The sequence below is a fragment of the Microcoleus sp. POL10_C6 genome (genome assembly GCF_036701585.1).
GTDB lineage: Bacteria > Cyanobacteriota > Cyanobacteriia > Cyanobacteriales > Microcoleaceae > Microcoleus.
Genome location: NZ_JAUBRB010000149.1, coordinates 1 through 1103 on the forward strand (window position 1 = coordinate 1; position 1103 = coordinate 1103).

2 protein-coding genes are annotated in these 1103 nt (G+C 48.5%); both read right to left on the reverse strand.

What is annotated here, in order from left to right; genetic code table 11:
* Nucleotides 1-88 precede the first annotated feature (88 nt).
* On the reverse strand, nt 89-574 hold the full coding sequence (locus tag QUA34_RS30070) for a transposase (RefSeq protein ID WP_333332859.1): 486 nt from the start codon (nt 572-574) through the stop codon (nt 89-91).
* Nucleotides 531-932, reverse strand: a complete 402-nt coding sequence (locus tag QUA34_RS30075) for a transposase (RefSeq protein WP_333391171.1) — start codon at nt 930-932, stop codon at nt 531-533. The genes QUA34_RS30070 and QUA34_RS30075 overlap by 44 nt, the downstream gene beginning before the upstream one ends.
* Between the last annotated feature and the right edge of the window lie 171 nt (nt 933-1103).

Genomic DNA, 1103 nt, shown 5'->3' on the forward strand with positions numbered 1-1103 from the left:
TAAATAGAGTCGCCAAATTTCTGTGACAGCAGGCATTTTTAACCCGACAAACGCCAACCACATCGGCTTCCCAATCCTGGTAGAGCCATCAGCAGCCGAGGAGTTCCACCAGCAGAATCGACATCTCATGAGAGGGGGACAAGCGAAAATGTAAATTGTGCCACACCCGTATTCGCAATTGACCTAAATCTGGGTCATCCACCTCAACTTGTTGTGCGGGAGAACTCCAAGTTGTAGAGTCGTTGAGTTTGAATCGCTCGCCGTGGACTTTAGGTCTACCTTGGCCTCCATAAGCAGGCGGTGGCCCCCACAAACATAAATTCGACCGCAGGCGCATCAGTTTATCGACCGGCAATTCTGCGGTTTGATTTACAAACGGCGCACAGCCGTATTCGCTGTCCCACAACGATAGCGCTCTTGACGGCAAGTGAGAACTGACACTCGATAATTGTTGAACAGCCTGAGAAATTGGACTGTCCCAACTGGTAATTCTCTCGTGTAACAGTGGCAAGGCCCAACTTCCTTGTGCTTCAGGTATCCACGCCAATGTACTGTAACCGTATCCTACAGTCACGCCCGCGACCTCCCAGTTGTGATGGGGAATGTTCGTAAGTACGTTCTTTCAGTGTTTTGGCGAACGGTCTTGACCAACTCGTATGGTCGCCCGCGAGGACAATTCGTTCCGATCGCGGGAGTTGTTGGATGTAAAGTTTCATTAATTGTTGTCGATCTGGTCGAGTGTCTTGTAATGCTTCGTAAACGCTTGGCCATTGACGGCGAAACACACAAGATAATGATAAGTCGGCTAAACTTTGAGCTGTTCTAGTTAACAAGAGCGCATCCATTAACTCAAAGGTAGCATCTTGCGCTTTACGTAGATTGTTGTAGATGGCTTGACGAAACTCAAGCAATTGAGTGACAACATTATTCATAGCGGTTGATCGGGTTGGTGAGACTTCCCTATCTTCCGCCATCCGGGTCAACTCCAGCAGAGTTGACCCGGTATTTTTTTGCCTGTTGTTGGTTCTCTCATCCCTTCGATTGTGCTGTGGGGAGATCACTTTTGCTTGAGGGCGATCGTACTCTTTAGTCTAAACTCCAGT

What these genes read in the sequence shown, in the direction of transcription:
- QUA34_RS30075 (WP_333391171.1), bottom strand. Translation starts at nt 932, where the DNA reads ATGAATAATGTTGTCACTCAATTGCTTGAGTTTCGTCAAGCCATCTAC.